Source organism: Aerophototrophica crusticola (assembly GCF_012913305.1).
Taxonomy (GTDB): domain Bacteria; phylum Pseudomonadota; class Alphaproteobacteria; order Azospirillales; family Azospirillaceae; genus Niveispirillum; species Niveispirillum crusticola.
Genome location: NZ_CP051775.1, coordinates 3,252,834 through 3,270,165, shown reverse-complemented (window position 1 = coordinate 3,270,165; position 17,332 = coordinate 3,252,834). Strand labels below are relative to the sequence as shown.

Below are 17,332 nucleotides of genomic sequence, written 5' to 3'. Positions count from 1 at the left end.
TGCCAAAACAGGCCGGCCTACCAGGCACCCGGACAGCGAGGGTCTCCCACCCTCACCCCACCGCGGCCTTCGCCCCGTCGGCGGCGTTGGCCGGCACCGGCAGCTCCGCCCGGTTCTTCACGGCCCGTTCCACGCCCTGCGCCACGGTGCGCCAGCAATGCTCCGCCAGGGCCTTGCGGCTGCCCACCTGGTCCACGGTCAGGGCAGGGTGGAACTCCACCACCACGCGGATGCGCCCGGCCCGCACCATGCGCCAGAGGTGCGGCGGCAACTCCATGTCGCCATACCAGGCATAGAGGGCCCGCCAGACATGGCCCAGGGGCAGGCCGTCCAGGTGGGTGGCGGTGACGGAGACGGGCTGCACCAGCACCGGCGCCTCATCCACCTTGGTACCGGCCACGCTGAACAGGGCGGTCTTGAAGGGGAGCACGCGGTTGCCGTCGCTGCTGGTGCCTTCCGGGAACAGCACCAGGCAGTCGCCGGCCTGCAGGCGGCCGGCGATGCTGTCCCGCTGCTCCTGCGCCTTGGTGCGCTTCTCCCGCTCCACGAAGACGGTGCGCTGCAGCCGGGCCAGCAGGCCGAAGAAGGGCCAGTCGTTCACTTCCGACTTGGCCACGAAGGACACGTCGGCCACGGCGGACAGGACGGGGATGTCCAGGTAGGAGGAATGGTTGGAAATGAACAGGGTGGGCCGCTTGGCCGACGGCGCGCCCTTCACCACCACCTCGATGCCCAGGATGCGCAGGCAGAAGCGGTGGTAGGCCCGGGGGAAGCGGACATAGGCCTTGGTCCAGCCCAGGGCCAGGAACGCCGCCTGCACCGGGATGCCGGCCAGGGTCACCGAGACATAGGCCACGAGCCGCAGCACGCCGCGGAGGGTGGAGCCGATCTCCATTCTGGTGCGGCCCTCCCGTGCCGGCCGGTCAGAGCAGGGCGGAACCGCGCCGCTCGTAATGGCGCAGGTACTTGTCGGTGATCATGTCGGTCTTCACCACGATGGACACGTCGGTGGTGTTGAACTGGTGGTCCACCACCGCCCCCTCACCGACGAAGCCGCCCAGGCGCAGGTAGCCCTTGATCAGGGGCGGCACTTCCTGGATGGCCGTGCGCGGGTTGATGGCGTGCTCGTCCAGCATACGCATGTCCACATAGCGGTGCGGCAGCGCCACGGGGCGCAGGGCCGGCGGGGCCAGGTGGTGGTAGTAGAGGTAGGAGAGGGGGACCGCCAGCGCATCCGGCTTCGTGCCCGGCAGGCTGGCGCAGCCGAACATCAGCTCGACATTGTAGACCACCGCATAGGCCGCGATGCCGCGCCAGAGCAACTGCATGCTGCCGCGGGAGCGGTAGGCGGGATCGACGCAGGACCGGCCCAGCTCCAGCACCTCACCTGGGTATTCCTCGATGCGGGAGATGTCGTATTCGTCGGAGGAATAGAAGGACCCGGCGCGGGCCGCGGCGGGGCGGCGGATCAGCCGGTAGGTGCCCACCACGCCCGCGGCACCCGGGCCGAGGTTGTGGTCCACCACGAGCAGGTGGTCGCACAGGGTGTCATAGCGGTCGAAATCCCGCTTCTGGGCGGCGATCTCCGCCGTGGGGCGGGCGTTCATCTCTTCGTAGAAGACGCGGTAGCGCAGTGCCTGGGCGGCCTGCACCTCGGAGCTGGTCTCGGCGAGACGGACCTCGAGGTTGCCGAAGCGCAGCTCCCCGGAGGTCAGCGAGTCGATCGTGATGTCTGCCATGCTCTCGTTCGCGGTCGCTGGCGTTCCCGGGTGGGCACGCCCAGGGGACGTCTCGGCCCATTGGCATACCACAAAGCGGCGGAGCACGGTCAACCAACTCCGACACTGCCTACGGCCCGATCACGAAACTTTCATCCCAGCGGAAAGATTGTGCAACACCCCCCGCAAAAGGGGAGGGCCGGTGTCGCCACCGGCCCTTTGGTCTATCCGGACGGCCGCCGGGCGGTCGCATCCGCGCCCCTGGCTTGCGCGGGCATGGGCCTGCGGGCCGGCGGCATGGGTCAAGACGTTATGCCGCCGGTCCTTACCTGGTACGTGGAACCCTTACTCCTCGTCCGCACCGTTGCGGCGGGCGCGGGTGCCCAGGCCGATCTGCTTGGCCAGCTTGGAGCGCTGCTTGGCATAGTTGGGGGCGACCATCGGGTAGTCGGCCGGCAGCGCCCAGCGGTCGCGGTATTCCTCCGGCGTCATGTTGTACGCCGTCTTGAGGTGCCGCTTCAGCATCTTCAGCTTTTTGCCGTCTTCCAGGCAGATGATGTATTCGGGGGTGACGGACTTCTTGATCGGCACGGCGGGCTGCGGCTTCTCGCTCTGCACCACCGGCTCGGTCCCGACGTTGGACAGGGTGCGGTACACCTGCTCGATCAGGGCCGGCAGGTCCTGGATGCCCACTGTATTGTTGGAGACGTGGGCGGCCACGATCTCGGTGGTGAGAGACAACAGCTCATTCGTCGGGGACGTAGTGGACATCTATCTTTGCTCCAGCCTAGGAACTTTCCCGTGATATAAGTCTTCTCCGGTTTGTACGCAATATCGAATTACTCCCTTCGAAAAGGAAAACGCGGTGGCTGAAAGCAGTCCCGACCAGTTCCTGGACATCACCAGTCAGGTCTGCCCGATGACGTTCGTGCGGGCCAAGCTGGCTATAGAGCGGATGACTGCCGGGCAAATCATTGAAATCCGGCTGAATTCCGGGGAGCCGCTGGTCAACGTGCCCCGCTCACTTGCCGAGCAGGGACATGAGATTTTATCCGTTGCGCAGGAAAGTTCCGCCGCCGGAACGGGCGTGCATCGCCTGCTGGTAAGACGGGGAAGTTAGCGCTACTCAGGGAAGTGGGCGGGCCATGACCACCGCGTCCACCGGGCCGCCGCTCAGCCGGTAGTAGCAACGCCGGCGGCCCACAGCAGAGAAGCCGAAACCGGCATAGAGGGCCAGGGCCGCCGCATTGGTCGCCGCGACCTCCAGGAACAGGGTGGCGGCCCCCGCGGCCTGTGCCGTCCGGGCGGCCGCCGACAGCAGCCCCCGCGCCACGCCGCGACGCCGGGCGGCGGGCCGGGTGGCCAGGGTCAGGATCTCCGCCTCGTCCGCCGCGGTGCGGAGCAGGACGAAACCCAACGGGTCCCCGTCGCGGCCGGCCAGCAGGGCCGCGGTGCCGGGCAGGGACAACAGCTCCGTGAAGGCCTTGGCTTCCCAGGCGTCGCCACTGACGGCGGGGTCGAAGGCCTCCGCATGGATGGCGGCCAGCAGCTCCGCCCCCGCCGGCCCCAGGGTGGTGACCTCCGTCATGCCGGCCGGGTGGGGGCCAGCGTCACGTCGGGCAGGCGCAGGTAGAAGGGATCGGCCGGCCGGGCCGCGATCTCCTCCAACGACAGCGCCGCCGCCAGCCGGGCCACCGCCACGGCCTCCGCGGCCCCGGTGGTCTGGATGACCCGCAGGTCCGGCCAGGGCCCCAGCGCCGCGGCCCCACGGCCCACAGCGTCGCCCACCAGGGTCACGGGCCCCGGCGGCAGTACCCGGGCCGCATAGGCGGGCAGGTCCGCCGGCAGCACCTCTGCCGGGTCGGCCAGGGGGCCAGGTCGGCGCCCCAGGGCTGGACGAACAGCTCGTCCCGCCGGCTTTCGATGCAGGCCAGCAGGGTCCGGCCGTCCCGGTCGCCCACGTCCAGGCCGCGCGCCGCGGCCTCCAGGCTGGTGACGCCGAGCAGGGGCCTGTCGGCGGCCAGGGCCAGCCCCCGGGCGGCGGCAAGGCCGATGCGCAGGCCCGTGAAGGTGCCGGGCCCCACCACGGCGGCGTAGCGGCCGATGGCATCGAAGCCCAGCCCGGCCGCCGCCAACGTCTCCTGTACCAGGGGGATCAGCCGTTCCGCCTGGCCGCGGGTCATGGCTTCCGCCCGGACGGCCAGGGCGCGGCCCTCGCCGGCGGACCAGACGGCGCAGGCGCAGGCGCTGGTGGCCGTGTCGATGCCGAGGGTGATCATGAGGCTGCCCCGCGTTCGCCCTGGACGCCCGTCCCGTCCGTGGTACAGGAGGCCGGCAGCAACCCACGGGACCCATGCCCCATGCGCTTCGTCGAGATCACGTCGCCGGCCGTCGATTTGGACCTCCGCTATGCCACGGCGGACAACCTGACGGGAAGCCCCATCTATCGCCGGCCCCTGTGCCTGCTGCACCCGGAGGCGGCACGGCGGCTGGAGCGGGCGCGGATGCTGGCGGAAGCCCAGGGGTTGCGGCTGCGCGTGTTCGACGGCTTCCGGCCGCCCGCGGCACAATGGGCCCTGTGGCGGGCCCTGCCGGACCCCACCTTCATCGCCGACCCGCGCCAGGGCTCCAACCACAGCCGCGGCGTGGCCGTGGACCTGACCCTGGCGACGGCCGACGGCACGCCGCTGGAGATGGGCACCGACTTCGACGACATGAGCGAGCGGGCCTACCACGCCGACACCGCCGTGCCGGTGGAGGCGCAACGCAACCGCCTGCTGCTGCTGGGCCTGATGGCGGCGGCCGGCTGGCAGCACTATACCTTCGAATGGTGGCATTACCAGCTGCCGGACGCCAAGCGCTATCCGCTGGTGGATGACGGGGCGCTGGGGCCGCGGGTGGCCTGACGGGGCGTAAGCCAAGCAGGCGGAGCCTGCGCCCGCGACTGAGGAAGCGAACGGCTGGACCGGTTTCCGGGCTCCGGAAACGTGTTTAGAGCGTGTTTACGCTGACCGTAAACACGCTCCGGCGGCGACTGCCGCCGCGCGGGCCCATGCCCGCGTAAGCCAAGCCGCGGATGCGGCGCCGGCGACTGAGGAACACGAAGAGCTAGACCGGTTTCCAGTCTGCGGGAAACGGGTCTAGCGCTTCGCCGCCACCTGCTGCACGCCTGCCGGTTCCGGCCGGATCACCTGTTCCGGCCCGTCCTGGCGCAGGACGGCGCGGTCGAAATCGTCCAGGCCGTTCTTGCGGATCAGGGTGCGGATGGTCTTCACGTAATCCGTCCCCCGCTCGGAGTATTTTTCCAGCGCGGCGACGAGCTGGATGCCCTCCAGCGGCTTGCCCTGCTTGCGCAAGGATGCCCGCATGGCCCGGAACTGCCCATAGGCCTGGTGGGTGTTCAAATTGTGGACATAAGCCTCCACCGCCGCCTTGGGGTCATCGAAGGCCCGATAGCGCCAGGTCTCACCCGGCACCCGGTTGCGGGGGTGATGCCCCGGTGTTCGGTGTTGGAGGTGGTCTGCCCGAACAGCACGTTGCCCTTCTGGGCGATGCGGCTGGTACCCCAGCCGCTTTCCTCTGCCGCCTGGGCCAGGGCCAGGGAGGGCGGCACGATGTCCACCTTGCGCAGCAGCGGCCTCAGGTCGCCGCCCGTGTCCAGCTTCACCCCGTAGCGGTCGGCCAGTTCCAGCACCCAGCGCTGGTCCTGGGGGGCCAGGCTTTCACCGCCGTCGCGGACCGCCTGCAGCTTCTCCAGCCGGCGGCGGTCCGCCTCGATCTGTTCGTTGGCCATCAGCACCAGCGGCAGCATGGTCTTGACGAAGACCGACTTGCGGTCGTCCACGCTGTCCAGGGCACCCAGATCCTTGGGCAGGTCGGTCAGCACCAGCCGGGGCACGGCGGTGTCGCCGCTGCGGACCTGGTCGATGAAATAATCCTGCTCGTGGAACATGGCGAGCACGGTGCGCGCCTCGAGCTTTATGGTGACCTCGGTCTTCGCGGGCGGCAGCACGGCCGCCTCCACCGCCGGCGCGTCCACGGGGCGCAGCACGGGCAGCAAAACCTCTGGCGCCGACACGCCCCAGGGTCGGGACGACACGGTCCCGAAGACTGCGGATGGCAGGACCAGCAGCAGGGTCACCGCCATGGCAAAAAGGGAGGCATTACGCGGGCCTTGTCGGCCCTCGGTCTCATCACTCGGCATTGGCAAATCGCTCCGTCCCGTTTCCAAGGCCTAAGGAGTTGCCGGGGCGGACTTCTCCGCCCCAACGTCTCCGGTGCCGGAACTCGTCCGGTCAGATCCGCCGCCGACCTTGCCGCATGAGGTCGGAGCACGGATCCGGGTCGGTGTCGGCCGGGAGTCCCGTCACACGCGGGTGCATCCCTGTCGGCCTTTCCGACCCTTCGCGGGGGGCCAGTCGGGGTCTTCTACCCCGAAAGAGCACTGCTCCCTGGCTCCGCATTTGCCTGCCATTTCAGTCAAAATTTAGGCAGGTGCGCTTACCCTACCGGATTTGCCGCACCTCGACAACCTCTGGAATGTAGTGCCTCAACATGTTCTCAATCCCCGCCTTCAGGGTAGCGGTGGAACTGGGGCACCCCGCACAGGCACCCTTCATCGCCAGGTAGACGACACCCTGGTCGAAACCGTGGAAGGTGATGTCGCCGCCGTCCTGGGCCACGGCCGGGCGGACGCGGGTGTCCAGCAGCTCCTTGATCTGGGCGACGACCTCGTCATCGTCCTCCGACACGGCGTTGTCGTCCGCCTGCTCCGCCAGCAGCACCGGCCGGCCGGCGGTGAAATGCTCCATGATCACGCCCAGGATGCTGGGCTTCAGCAGGTACCAGTCCTTGTCGTCGGCCTTGGTCACCGTCACGAAGTCGGCGCCCAGGAAGACCCGCCTCACCCCCTCCACCTCGAACAGGCGCTGCGCCAGGGGGAGTTGCCGGCACCCTCCGGGGCGGTGAAGTCCGCCGTGCCCCGGCCCAGCACGTCGCGGCCGGGCAGGAACTTCAGGGTGGCGGGGTTCGGGGTCTCTTCGGTCTGGATGAACATGGGGGTCGCCCTCGTGGGTCCGCGCCGCCCATCGTGCGGGGCGGTGGTCATTCCCCGCGAAAGTGGGCAGTATGCCGCGGCAGATCAAGCCATCCGTTGACCCGGGTGGACATGACCGGGACAGGTCGGCCATGCGGGATTCGGCCATGGGACAGCAGGATGACGGACAGGGCACGGGTTCCGGCGGGCCCCTGGGCCCCGCCGCACCCGTGGTCGCCTGGCTGTTGGCGGAAGGCTACCACCTCTCCACGGCGCCCACCTTGCTGGAGGGGTTCCTGGCCCATCTCCGCGCCCTGGGCCTGGGCATCGACCGCTGTTCCCTGAACGTCCGGCTGCTGCACCCGCAGATCCGGGGCATCACCTACACCTGGCGCTCCGACCGGGACGGGGTGGAGCAGGTGAACCGCGAGCACGGGGTGGAGCACACGCCCGGCTACAAGACCAGCCCCATCGCCGCCATCATGGAGGACGGGTCGGAGGGCATCCGCGTCCCCATGGGCCGAGTGCCGCCGCCCTATGGCTTTCCCATCGTCGACGAGCTGGCGGCGGAGGGCTTCACCGACTATGCCGCCATGCCGCTGCTGTTCAGCAACGGCCGCCGCAACGTCTTCTCCGTCGCCACGCGGCGGCCGGAGGGCTTCACCACGGATGAACTGGCGTTGCTCTACGCCTCCCTGCCGGCCCTGACGGTGCTGCTGGAGACGCGGATGCTGCGGCTGCTGGCCAGCAACCTGCTGAACACCTATGTCGGGCCCGGCGCCGGGCAGCGCATCCTGGACGGCGACATCCGCCGCGGCAGCGGGCTGACCATCGGCGCCGTGCTGTGGTTCTGCGACCTGCGCGGCTTCACCGTGCTGGCCGATACGCTGCCCATCGGCCAACTGATCGCCCTGCTGAACAACTATTTCGAGATCATGGGCGGCGCCGTGCAGCGCCGCGGCGGGGAGATCCTGAAGTTCGTGGGCGACGCCATCCTGGCCATCTTCCCCCTGGACCCCGCGGGCGGCGACGCCGACCGCGCCGCCAAATGCGCCCTGGCCATGGGCGCGGCGGAGGAGGCCATGGCCGGCATGGAGGCGGTGAACGCGGAACGCGCCGCCTGGGGCATCCCCCAGCTGGGCGCCGGCATCGCCATGCATGTGGGCGACGTGCTGTACGGCAACATCGGCACCACGGACCGGCTGGACTTCACCGTGATCGGCCCGGCGGTGAACCTGGTGACCCGGCTGGAGGGCCTGACCCGCACCCTGGACCGCCCCCTGCTGACCTCCGCCGAGTTCGCCGCCGCCTGGCCCGGCGACCGGCTGAAGAGCCTGGGCTACCATCCGGTGAAGGGGCTGAAGGAGCCGGTGGAGGTGTTCGGGCTGGGGTGAGGCCCATCAGGGCAGCAGCTCGACCTTTTCCAGCAGCACCGGCGTGAAATGTCCACCCGTGTGCTGCCCGAAGGCCGAGCCCGCCAGCCGCACGGGCTTGCCCAGCAGCGGCCGTAGCTTGGCATAGGCCTGTTCCGACGGCAGGACCAGTTGGATGTCTGCCACGTCGTAAGCGGATTCGTACAGGCTGTCCGTTTTGTCTTCCGGCTCGAAGCAGGTGGGCTGGGCAAGGTGCAGGACGAACAGGGTCACGGCCTTATCGCCATCCGCCACGCTCTCATAGTTGGGCGGGCCGGGGAAGGTTTTGCGGACCACCGACCCTTCCAGCACCACGCGCTCGTCATAGCGGTGGCACGCCGCGGCGTGGACCGGCAGGCTGGCGAGGAGACCGAGGGCGATGAAGCTGCCCGACAGCAACCCCAGCTTGGACGCGAACGGCAAGGGACACCCCTGGGCGGTGGATACACGGTCTGGGGAAGGCTACTTGGCCCAGGGGAATGCCAGCGAGCTGTCGCGGGTTCGCCGGCATCGGGATCACCTGCGCCATCTGGACATACACGCCCCATACCCCTAATTCGGAAGGCGTGTATCGAAACAGTCAGGCACCTCACAAGGGAATTCTGGCATGGCTGACAGGCAGGAAGTCGTCACGGTAGCCGCCAAACGTGGTCCGACGCTTTTCCTTTTCCTGTTCTGCGCAATCGGCTCCGCGTTGCTGGCCTGGGAGGCTGTGACACCTGCCGGCTTCCTGTCGTATGCCGACGACAATGCGAACCTGGTCGTCGGGATGGTCCGGTGGTTGCGGGAGCAGCTCCCGCCATGGATGTCGCGTGGACTCCTCTGCCTGCTGGCCCTTGCCATGGCAATCCCGGCGATCAGGTTGGCACCGATGCTGTCCGGCCCCGTCCTGATAGCGGACCGGCGGGGCCTGGTGGTTTTGGACGGGCTGACGAGGCGCCGCCATGCCTGGGCGGAGGTCGAGCGGGTGGCTGTCGGGCCCGACCGAGTCAAGGTCCTGGCAAGGTCAAGTGGTCAGTCGCGGAAGGCCAGCTTGCAGGCTTCCCTGCTGGACATGCCGCCCTGCGACATAGCCCAGCTTTCGGCAAGGATCGCGCCGGACCCGGCGGTCGTGACCTTCACGGGAAAGCCAACCGGAAGCTGAGCGCAGCCGAAGCACTAGCCAGCTCCGGATCTGGCGAGGGTGCCCCTCACTCCGCCGCCAACGCCTGCCGTCCCGTGGCCTTCGCGTGCGGGCAGCCGCTGAACTGGGCGGGGCAGAGGCGGGTGCCGAAGGCGTTGCAGACCTTGGCGTCGCCGCCGGCGGCCCGCACCTGGCGCACCAGGTTGGCCAGCCCCTGGATGAACTCGGGCGAGACGCTGACCGTGGGCACGGCGGTGAAGTGGGGGACGCCGTTCTCCAGCGCCAAGTGCCGGTACTCGTCGCCGATCTCCACCAGCGTCTCCGAATGCTCGGACACGAAGGCGATCGGGACCACCACCAGGGGCACCCGGTCGCGGCCGGCGCGGTGCACCTCGTCATCCGTTGACGGGCCGATCCATTTCAGGGGGCCGACGCGGCTCTGGTAGGTGCTGACCCAGTCCAGGTCGGGGATGGCCAGTTCCTTGACCAGCGCCTCGGCCGTGCGTTCGCACTGCCACTGGTAGGGGTCGCCGTCCTTGACCACCTTCTCCGGCAGGCCATGTGCGGAGAACAGCACCCGCGGGGTGCCGTGCTTGCCGGCCTCCACCAGCGCTTCCCGCACCAGCCGGGCGTTGGCGGTGATGAATCCGGGTTCCGTGGGATAGCAGCAGATCAGCTTCGTGGGCTTCACCAGCCCCACCTTGGCCGCCGCCTCGTGCCAGACGCGGACGGAGGACGCCGTGGTGGTCGTGGAGAATTGCGGGTAGAGGGGCAGCAAGACCACCTCATCCGGGTTCCAGGCCTTCACCTCGGCCACGGCCTCATCCGACATGGGGTGCCAGTAGCGCATGGCGATGAAGCAGCGCACCTCCCCCTCGTCCCACAGCGCCTCTTCCAGCGCGCGGGCCTGGGCCACCGTGTTGGGCAGCAGGGGCGAGCCGCCGCCCATCTTTTCATAGATTTCCGCCGCCACCTTTGCGCGCCGGCCTGAAATCAGCTTGGCCAGCAGGTAGCGCACCGGGCCGGGGACCCGCATGATGGCGGGGTCGTTGAAAAGGTTGAAAAGGAAAGGCTTCAGCGACTCCAGCCGGTCGGGCCCGCCGAGGTTGAACAGGACGATGGCGATCTTGCGCCGCCCTGCGGGGGCCTTGAAGGGAATGGGGTCTGACACGGCTCTTCTCACCCGGTTTGGGTCGGACACCCTGCCTAGGTAGGCCGGGAGGCGGACCGATCAAGCTGGCGGGACAACAGCCGACAGCGACAAACCGCCCCGGATCACGGCCCCAGGACATGGGGCCGTGACCCTGGACCGTCGCCAGGGGTAACGCAAGGGGCTTGTGGCCATCGGATGCCGCCCAGGGCCGGCCCGCCCAAACCAATGCCCGCGGATGCGGGTGCCGAGGCCTTGGGAAGGCGAAATCAGCCCTGCTTGCGGAGCCGCTGCGCCAGCCGCGCCACATGCTCCGGCGGCGTCTCCTTCAGGATTCCGTGGCCCAGGTTGAAGATGTAGGGCCGGCCGGCAAGCTGTTCCATCAGGTCGTCGATGCCGCGGTCCAGCGCCTCGCCACCCACCAGCAGGGTGATGGGGTCCAGGTTGCCCTGCACGGCCAGCCGCGGCTGCAACACCCGCGCCGCCCAGCGCGGCGGCACGCCGGGGTCAAGGGACACGGCGTCCACGCCGGCCTCCAGCACGAAGGTTTCCAGGTTCAGGCCAGCCTGGCGCGGGAAGCCGATGATCGGGATGTCAGGGTGGCGCTGTTTCAGGGCGCTGGTGATCCTGCGGGTCGGCCGGATCACCCAACGCTCGAACTCCGCCGCCGGCAGGGCGCCGGCCCAGGAATCGAACAGTTGCAGGATTTCGGCCCCGGCCTCCACCTGGGCGGACAGGTAATCCACCGTGGCGTCGCACAGCAGGTCGATCAGCTGCTGGAATCCGGCCGGGTCGCCATAGGCCCAGCGCTTCACATGCGCATATTCCCGCGAGCCGCCGCCCTCCACCACATAGGACGCCACGGTCCAGGGGCTGCCCGCGAAGCCGATCAGCGCCGTGTCCGGGAAATCCTTCTCCAGGGCGGCGCGGATGTTGCGCACCGCCTGGAACACCGGTGCGGCCCGTTCCCGCAGGCGGCCCGGCTCCAGCCGCTTCAGCGCCTCTGAATCGCGGATCGGCTCCAGCACCGGCCCCTCGCCCTCGGCGAAGGCCACCTTCTGGCCCAGGGCGAAGGGCACGGTCAGGATGTCGCTGAACAGGATGGCCGCATCGAAGCCGTAGCGGCGCAGCGGCTGCAACGTCACCTCGCAGGCCAGTTCCGGATTCATGCACAGGTCCAGGAAGCCCCCGGCCTGGGCCCGGGTCGCCCGGTATTCCGGCAGGTACCGCCCCGCCTGGCGCATCAGCCAGAAGGGCGGCCGGGCCAGCCCCTCCCCCGCCAGCGTGCGCAGCATCGGTTTGCGCCGTGGGCCGGCGCCCTTCCCGTGGTCCGTCATCCTAGGTCCGTCATGTTCAAGGTCAGGCCGTCAGCTTATCCCAGGCCCCCCTATTACCCTCTCTGTTTTTTAGGGAAGGGATGGAGGGGTAGTGGGGCCTGTGGATATCGGTAATTCCCATTTGTCCGCATGATTGTCCACAGGCCGCGGACGGCTTTCGCGGCTGCGAAAAGTTTTGTGGAAAACTCCGGGCGTACGCGGCCGCAACCCGCATGGATGCTTGGCTTGCGGAACCATGAGTCTTGGGGAAAAGGAACGCTTCCGAACCGATTCGTCCCGGATTCACAGGCAAGCCCGACGCGGCAATCCCAAGGCCAGCAAGCGGCCTGTCAACAGACCCTGGTGCGGGGACACCTGATTCCGGGTTATCTATGCCCACCGGTTCTCCCAGGGTTCCCCCACAGATGTCCACAGCCCCCCCCTCCCCCCCGTCACCTGCCAAGACCTTCCACCTGCACCTGGTGTCCGACGCCACGGGGGAGACGATCAATTCCGTCGCCCGCGCCTGCGTCAGCCAGTTCGACCGGGTCCAGCCCATCGAGCATTTCTGGAACCTGGTCCGCACCGAGCGGCAGCTGGACATGGTGATGGAAGGCATTAGGGACAATCCAGGGTTGGTGATGTTCACCCTGGTGAACGACAAGCTGCGGCGCAAGCTGCAGGACACCTGCCGCGACCTGGCCGTGCCCTGCATCCCCGTGCTGGACCCGCTGATCAATGCCCTGGGCGCCTACCTTGGCCTGGAGAGCCAGAGCCAGCCCGGCCGGCAGCACGCGCTGGACGCGGAATATTTCGGCCGCATCGACGCCATGGACTTCGCCCTGAACCATGATGACGGGCAGAGCGGCTGGGACCTGCATGAGGCGGACGTGATCCTGGTGGGCGTCAGCCGGACATCCAAGACGCCCACCTGTATCTACCTGGCGAACCGGGGGGTGAAGGCGGCCAACATCCCCTATGTCCCCGGCGTGCCCCTGCCGGCGGAGCTGGACCTGGTCACCCGCCCCCTGATCGTCGGCCTGACCAAGGATGCGGAGCGGCTGGTGCAGATCCGGCGCAACCGCCTGCGCCTGCTGAACCAGGGCGACGACACCAGCTATACCGACCCGGAGCAGGTGCGCGCCGAGCTGACGGAGGCCCGCCGCCTGTTCACCCGCAAGGGCTGGCCGGTGCTGGACGTGACCCGCCGCAGCATCGAGGAGACGGCGGCCGAGATCCTGATGATCCTGGCCCGGCGCCGCGGCCCCGGCGCCATCCCGGCGGAGGTGAAGCCGTGAGCGTGTTCCTGTCCACCCAGCCGGTCATCCTGGCCTCTGCCAGCGCCACCCGCCGCCTGATGCTGGAGAATGCCGGGCTGGAGGTGCATGCGGAGGCGGCGGCCGTGGATGAGGAGGAGGTCAAGCACTCCTGCAAGGCCGCCGGCATGAAGGTGGAGGAGGTGGCGGAAGCCCTGGCCGAGTTGAAGGCCCAGAAGATCGCCCGCCGCTATCCCGGCACCTATGTCATCGGCGCCGACCAGATGCTGGAATGCGGCGGCGCCTGGTTCGACAAGCCCGTGGGCCGCGACGGGGCCCGCGACCAGCTCCGCCGCCTGTCAGGGAAAACCCATCGGCTTGTCTCGGCCGCCGTGGTCTTCCACAACGGCGCCCGGGTCTGGCACACCACCGACCACGCCACCCTGACCATGCGGCCGCTGGGGGAAGACTTCCTGGAACGCTACCTGGACGCGGTGGGGGAAAAGGCCCATGGCAGCGTCGGCGGCTACCAGCTGGAGGGGCTGGGGGCGCAGCTGTTCACGAACGTGACCGGCGACTTCTTCACCATCCTGGGCCTGCCCCTGCTGCCGTTGCTGGGGTTCCTGCGCGGGCGTGGGGTGGTGTTGGCTTGAGCCAGTGGAAGGATGCCAACTTCCCCCTCTCCCGCCGGGGAGAGGGTTGGGGTGAGGGGTGCCGGAGCAGCAAGACGTCCAGCCCCGGTGCGGCGGAGACACCCCCTCACCCGCCCGCTAGCGCAGGCGACCTCTCCCCGGTTGGGAGAGGGGAAGATGGCTGCCGTCCTTGATGATCTCCCCCCTTCCCCAGGACGCGCGCACCCCCTACCCTGTCCCGGATATCTTATGGATGGGCACCGATGATCCTGAGTGGCAAGGCCAAGGTGGCGGGGGTGATGGGCTGGCCGGTGGGCCATTCCCGCAGCCCGCGGCTGCACGGTTACTGGCTGGAGAGCTATGGCATCGACGGCGCCTACATCCCCCTGGCCGTGCCGCCCGACGGCATCGCCCAGGCCCTGCGCGCCCTGCCCGCCCTGGGAATGAAGGGCTGCAACGTCACTGTGCCGCACAAGGAGGCGGCGTTCCGCATCGTTGACGTGCTGGACCCGGCGGCGCGGCGGATCAAGGCGGTGAACACCGTCATCGTCCGCCCCGACGGCAGCCTGGAGGGCCGCAACACCGACGCCTTCGGCTTCGCGGAAAACCTGCGGGAAGGCGCGCCGGACTGGCAGCCCGCGGCGGGGCCCGCGATGGTGGTCGGGGCCGGCGGGGCCGCCCGGGCCGTGGCCGTGGCCCTGCTGGACATGGGCGTGCCGGAGCTGCGGGTGGTCAACCGCACCCGGGCCAAGGCGGAGGAGCTGGCCGCCGACCTGGGCGCCGCCGTCACCGTGATCCCCTGGGAATGGCGGGGCCGCGCCCTGGCCGACTCAGGGTTGCTGGTCAACACCACCACCCAGGGGATGCAGGGCCAGCCGGCATTGGAGCTGGACCTCGCCGCCCTGCCCCGGCCGCCGTGGTGACGGACATCGTCTATACCCCGCTGTTGACGCCCCTGTTGGCGGAGGCGAAGCGGCGGGGCAACCCGATCGTGGACGGGCTGGGCATGCTGCTGCACCAGGCCCGCCCGGGTTTCCAGGCCTGGTTCGGCCTGCTCCCCCAGGTGACCCCTGCCCTGCGCCGTTTCGTGCTGGAGGGGATTTGATCGTCCTTGGCCTGACCGGCTCCATCGGCATGGGCAAGAGCACGGCCGCCGGCATGCTGCGCCGGCTGGGCTGCCCGGTGCATGATGCCGACGCCGTCGTCCACAAACTTTATGCCCGGGGCGGCGGCGCCGTTCCGCGCATCGCCGCCCTCTATCCCCAGGCCATCCGCGACGGGGCCGTGGACCGCGCCGCCCTGTCCGCCATCGTGGTGGCCGACCCCACCGCGTTGAAGAAGCTGGAAGCCGTGGTCCACCCGCTGGTGCGGCAGGCGGGTGACCAGTTCCTGCGCCGGTGCGCCCGGGCCCGGGTGCCGGTCGCCGTGCTGGACATCCCCCTGCTGTTTGAAAGCCGGGGCCGCAACCGGGTGGACCAGGTGGTGGTGGTCACCGCCCCAGGTTTCATCCAGCGCCGCCGGGTGCTGGCCCGGCCCGGGATGACGCCGCAGAAGCTGGCCACCATCCTGGCCCGGCAGATGCCCGACCGTGACAAGCGCCGGCAGGCGGAGCATGTGGTGCCCACGGGCCTTGGCAAGCGCTACACGTTGACCAAGTTGGCGGGCATCGTCAGGATGCTGCGGGGACAGCGGGGCCGGGTCTGGCCCCCCATCCCCCGCAGCCGCCATTACCAGTCCCCGTGATATCAGGACCGCCCCCATGCGCGAGATCGTGCTGGATACCGAGACCACCGGCATCGACGCCCTGAACGGCGACCGGGTGGTGGAGATCGGCTGCGTGGAGCTGCTGAACCATGTCAGCACCGGCAACCATTTCCACGTCTACCTGAACCCCGAGCGCGACATGCCGGCGGAGGCCTTCGCCGTCCACGGCCTGTCCACGGAATTCCTGAGCGACAAGCCGCTGTTCTCCCAGAAGGTCGGCGACTTCCTGGAGTTCATCGGCGACGCGCAGCTGGTGATCCACAATGCCAGCTTCGACATGGGCTTCCTGAACGCGGAACTGGCGCGCATCGGCATGAAGCCGTTGCGCAACCCGGTGCTGGACACGGTGCAGGTGGCCCGCCGCCGCTTCCCCGGCGCCCCCGCCAGCCTGGACGCCCTGTGCCGCCGGTTTGAGATCGACAACTCCAACCGCACCCTGCACGGCGCGTTGCTGGACGCCCAACTGCTGGCCGAGGTTTACCTGGAGCTGATGGGCGGCCGGCAGCCGGACTTGGTCCTGGCCGGCGGTCCCACCAACGCGTCGGGCGGGGCAATCGTGAAGGTCGAGCGCCCCTTCCGCCCCGCCCGCCCGCATGCGCCCTCCGCGGAGGAGCTGGCAGCCCACGAGGCCTTCCTGAAAGGCTTCAAGGCCCCGCCGCTGTGGTTCGGGGAGAAGGCCGGTTGATGCCAAGCACGGAGTCACCCCGGGCTTGACCCAGGGTCCTTGGGAAAGCCGATGTGCCAAGGGGCGGCAGCGGGCCCCCGGGATTTGCACCAAACGCGACTTTCGAATTCGAAAGTGGGTGCAGGATAAGGAAAAGCGTGGCTTTCGGTGATCTGCATCGGCCGATCCCGAGGACCCCGGGTCAAGCCCGGGGTGACCTCACGTGCCCTGCACTTCCATGTTCCACGTGGAACATCACGGCAGCAGCACCGTGGAGCCGGTGGTCTTCCGCGCCTCCAGCGCCCGGTGCGCCTCCGCGGCGTCCTTCAGGGCGAAGGTCTGGTGGACGTTGATCTTCACCCGGCCGTCCCGCACCACGCCGAACAGGTCCGCCGCCGTTTCCAGCAGCTCATCCCGCGTGGCGGTATAGTGGGCGAGTGACGGGCGGGTCAGGAACAGGCCGCCCTTCTGGCCCAGCAAGGCCGGCGGCATGGGCGGCACGGGGCCGCTGGCGTTGCCGAAGGTGACCATGAAGCCGCGCAGCTTCAGGCAATCCAGGCTCTTCTCGAAGGTGTCCTTGCCGATACCGTCATAGACCACCTCCACCCCGCGCCCGCCGGTCAGCTCCCGCGTGCGGGCGGCGAAGTCCTCTTGCGCATAGTTGATGACGTGGTGGCAGCCGTGGGCGCGGGCCAGTTCCGCTTTGGCGGCAGAGCCCACAGTGCCGATCACCGTGGCGCCCAGGGCATTGGCCCACTGGCAGGCGATCAGCCCCACCCCGCCGGCCGCGGCATGGACCAGCACCGTGTCCCCCGCCCGCACCGGATAGGTCTTGCGCAGCAGGTAGCGGGCGGTCATGCCCTGCAGCAACATGGCGGCGGCTGTCTGGTCATCCAGCCAGTCCGGCAGGGGCACCAGCTTGTCCGCCGGGGCCAGCCGCACCTCCGCATAGCCGCCCACCCCGGCAGTGCAATAGCCCACCCGGTCGCCGGGCTTCAGGTTGGTCACCCCGGGTCCCACCGCCTCCACCACCCCTGCCCCTTCCGACCCCGGCGAAAAGGGCAGCGGGATGGGGTACAGGCCTGTGCGGTGGTAGACGTCGATGAAGTTCAGCCCGACGGCCGTGTGCCGCAGCCGCACCTGCCCCGGGCCCGGTTCCCCCACCTCGACCTCCTCCCACGCCAGGACCTCGGGGCCGCCGTGCTGGTGGATGCGGATGGCGTGGGGCATGGGATGGCTCCGGAATTGGGAAAAGATAAGGG

General features: G+C 69.2%; 20 protein-coding genes and 2 pseudogenes. 9 read left to right on the top strand and 13 right to left on the bottom strand.

The features are described 5' to 3' along the window. Positions 1-52 precede the first annotated feature (52 nt). The 3 genes from HHL28_RS16045 to HHL28_RS16035 form a co-directional block, all read right to left on the bottom strand. Positions 53-895, bottom strand: a complete 843-nt coding sequence (locus HHL28_RS16045; RefSeq protein ID WP_075770233.1) for a lysophospholipid acyltransferase family protein — start codon at positions 893-895, stop codon at positions 53-55. Between the two features lie 28 nt (positions 896-923). After that, the gene (locus HHL28_RS16040; RefSeq protein ID WP_075770232.1) at positions 924-1,739 is read right to left on the bottom strand and encodes a GNAT family N-acetyltransferase; all 816 of its coding nucleotides are present in this window, start codon (positions 1,737-1,739) and stop codon (positions 924-926) included. Positions 1,740-2,063: 324 nt separating this feature from the next. Continuing rightward, the gene (locus HHL28_RS16035) at positions 2,064-2,489 is read right to left on the bottom strand and encodes a MucR family transcriptional regulator (protein ID WP_075770231.1); all 426 of its coding nucleotides are present in this window, start codon (positions 2,487-2,489) and stop codon (positions 2,064-2,066) included. Between the two features lie 94 nt (positions 2,490-2,583). Between HHL28_RS16035 and HHL28_RS16030 the strand changes: the two genes are divergently transcribed. After that, positions 2,584-2,838 (top strand): sulfurtransferase TusA family protein, encoded by a 255-nt coding sequence (locus HHL28_RS16030; RefSeq protein WP_075770230.1) that lies wholly within the window; start codon positions 2,584-2,586, stop codon positions 2,836-2,838. A 6-nt stretch (positions 2,839-2,844) separates the two neighbouring features. Here HHL28_RS16030 and HHL28_RS16025 read toward each other — a convergent pair whose 3' ends face one another. From HHL28_RS16025 to tsaB, 3 genes are read right to left on the bottom strand one after another with little or no spacing between them, the layout of a single operon-like run. Beyond that, positions 2,845-3,306 carry a GNAT family N-acetyltransferase gene (locus tag HHL28_RS16025; protein WP_075770229.1) on the bottom strand — a complete coding sequence of 154 codons (462 nt, stop codon included), beginning with the start codon at positions 3,304-3,306 and terminating at the stop codon, positions 2,845-2,847. After that, complete coding sequence (locus tag HHL28_RS16020) at positions 3,303-3,515, bottom strand: hypothetical protein (RefSeq protein ID WP_169655462.1); 213 nt, start codon at positions 3,513-3,515, stop codon at positions 3,303-3,305. Before HHL28_RS16020 ends, HHL28_RS16025 begins: the two co-directional genes overlap by 4 nt. Beyond that, on the bottom strand, positions 3,512-3,997 hold the full coding sequence (tsaB, locus tag HHL28_RS16015; RefSeq protein ID WP_169655460.1) for a tRNA (adenosine(37)-N6)-threonylcarbamoyltransferase complex dimerization subunit type 1 TsaB: 486 nt from the start codon (positions 3,995-3,997) through the stop codon (positions 3,512-3,514). The genes HHL28_RS16020 and tsaB overlap by 4 nt, the downstream gene beginning before the upstream one ends. An 81-nt stretch (positions 3,998-4,078) precedes the next feature. Here tsaB and ddpX point away from each other — a divergent pair, with 81 nt between their 5' ends. Further along, complete coding sequence (ddpX, locus tag HHL28_RS16010; RefSeq protein ID WP_075770227.1) at positions 4,079-4,624, top strand: D-alanyl-D-alanine dipeptidase; 546 nt, start codon at positions 4,079-4,081, stop codon at positions 4,622-4,624. Positions 4,625-4,858: 234 nt separating this feature from the next. Here the strand turns inward: ddpX and HHL28_RS16005 are convergent, their stop codons facing one another. From HHL28_RS16005 to HHL28_RS15995, 3 genes and pseudogenes are all read right to left on the bottom strand, one after another. Beyond that, a complete protein-coding gene (locus HHL28_RS16005) occupies positions 4,859-5,122 on the bottom strand; it encodes a hypothetical protein (protein ID WP_169655458.1) in 264 nt (87 codons plus the stop codon). Beyond that, a complete protein-coding gene (locus HHL28_RS16000) occupies positions 5,119-5,865 on the bottom strand; it encodes a glucosaminidase domain-containing protein (protein WP_169655456.1) in 747 nt (248 codons plus the stop codon). The genes HHL28_RS16005 and HHL28_RS16000 overlap by 4 nt, the downstream gene beginning before the upstream one ends. A gap of 358 nt (positions 5,866-6,223) precedes the next feature. Continuing rightward, a pseudogene (locus HHL28_RS15995) lies at positions 6,224-6,774 on the bottom strand (NifU family protein). A 146-nt stretch (positions 6,775-6,920) separates the two neighbouring features. On the opposite strand from HHL28_RS15995, the gene HHL28_RS15990 reads away from it, so the two are divergent. After that, positions 6,921-8,147 carry an adenylate/guanylate cyclase domain-containing protein gene (locus tag HHL28_RS15990; protein ID WP_404325966.1) on the top strand — a complete coding sequence of 409 codons (1,227 nt, stop codon included), beginning with the start codon at positions 6,921-6,923 and terminating at the stop codon, positions 8,145-8,147. 6 nt (positions 8,148-8,153) lie between these two features. On the opposite strand, the gene HHL28_RS15985 is transcribed toward HHL28_RS15990, so the two are convergent. Then, positions 8,154-8,588 carry a DUF4431 domain-containing protein gene (locus HHL28_RS15985; RefSeq protein WP_075770224.1) on the bottom strand — a complete coding sequence of 145 codons (435 nt, stop codon included), beginning with the start codon at positions 8,586-8,588 and terminating at the stop codon, positions 8,154-8,156. A gap of 184 nt (positions 8,589-8,772) precedes the next feature. Between HHL28_RS15985 and HHL28_RS15980 the strand changes: the two genes are divergently transcribed. Beyond that, the gene (locus HHL28_RS15980) at positions 8,773-9,309 is read left to right on the top strand and encodes a hypothetical protein (RefSeq protein WP_075770223.1); all 537 of its coding nucleotides are present in this window, start codon (positions 8,773-8,775) and stop codon (positions 9,307-9,309) included. A gap of 46 nt (positions 9,310-9,355) precedes the next feature. On the opposite strand, the gene hemH is transcribed toward HHL28_RS15980, so the two are convergent. Next, positions 9,356-10,459 (bottom strand): ferrochelatase, encoded by a 1,104-nt coding sequence (hemH, locus tag HHL28_RS15975; protein ID WP_075770222.1) that lies wholly within the window; start codon positions 10,457-10,459, stop codon positions 9,356-9,358. Between the two features lie 248 nt (positions 10,460-10,707). Further along, positions 10,708-11,733, bottom strand: coding sequence for a uroporphyrinogen decarboxylase (gene hemE, locus HHL28_RS15970; RefSeq protein WP_169655454.1), 1,026 nt, complete (start codon positions 11,731-11,733; stop codon positions 10,708-10,710). Positions 11,734-12,179: 446 nt separating this feature from the next. Between hemE and HHL28_RS15965 the strand changes: the two genes are divergently transcribed. From HHL28_RS15965 to dnaQ, 5 genes and pseudogenes are all read left to right on the top strand, one after another. Then, positions 12,180-13,052: a pyruvate, water dikinase regulatory protein gene (locus HHL28_RS15965; RefSeq protein WP_075770220.1), complete on the top strand. Its 873-nt coding sequence runs from the start codon at positions 12,180-12,182 to the stop codon at positions 13,050-13,052. Beyond that, a complete protein-coding gene (locus HHL28_RS15960; RefSeq protein WP_404325963.1) occupies positions 13,049-13,663 on the top strand; it encodes a Maf family protein in 615 nt (204 codons plus the stop codon). Before HHL28_RS15965 ends, HHL28_RS15960 begins: the two co-directional genes overlap by 4 nt. Positions 13,664-13,908: 245 nt before the next feature. Further along, positions 13,909-14,747, top strand: a pseudogene (locus tag HHL28_RS15955) (shikimate dehydrogenase). Further along, positions 14,744-15,385: a dephospho-CoA kinase gene (gene coaE / locus HHL28_RS15950; protein WP_075770218.1), complete on the top strand. Its 642-nt coding sequence runs from the start codon at positions 14,744-14,746 to the stop codon at positions 15,383-15,385. Before HHL28_RS15955 ends, coaE begins: the two are co-directional and overlap by 4 nt. Positions 15,386-15,401: 16 nt before the next feature. Then, complete coding sequence (dnaQ, locus tag HHL28_RS15945; protein WP_075770217.1) at positions 15,402-16,091, top strand: DNA polymerase III subunit epsilon; 690 nt, start codon at positions 15,402-15,404, stop codon at positions 16,089-16,091. A 234-nt stretch (positions 16,092-16,325) separates the two neighbouring features. Here dnaQ and HHL28_RS15940 read toward each other — a convergent pair whose 3' ends face one another. Then, complete coding sequence (locus tag HHL28_RS15940) at positions 16,326-17,300, bottom strand: quinone oxidoreductase family protein (RefSeq protein WP_075770216.1); 975 nt, start codon at positions 17,298-17,300, stop codon at positions 16,326-16,328. Between the last annotated feature and the right edge of the window lie 32 nt (positions 17,301-17,332).